General features: G+C 62.2%; 1 protein-coding gene. It reads right to left on the reverse strand.

The features are described from left to right. A partial coding sequence (locus tag R0J92_RS22875) for a putative PEP-binding protein (protein ID WP_411053351.1) occupies positions 1-275 on the reverse strand: 275 nt, incomplete at both ends.

Genomic DNA, 275 nt, shown 5'->3' on the forward strand with positions numbered 1-275 from the left:
GGAGGACTTCCAGGACGCCTGGATCGCGCTCGTCGAAATCGAAGGCGACGATCTCGGAATCCCGATCGACGCCGAGGATCAGCTGCGTCAGGTCGTTAGAGCCGAACGAGAATCCATCGAAGAGCTCCGCGAACTCATCCACTTGGATGACGTTGTTCGGGATTTCGGCCATGACGTAGACTTCCAGGCCGTCTTCGCCCTGAGCAAGCCCGTGGTCGGCCATCGCCCGCAGCACCGCCCGTCCCTCCGCGATCCGCCGGCAAAAGGGGATCATG

Source organism: Tritonibacter sp. SIMBA_163, assembly GCF_046535935.1.
Lineage (GTDB): Bacteria > Pseudomonadota > Alphaproteobacteria > Rhodobacterales > Rhodobacteraceae > Epibacterium > Epibacterium scottomollicae.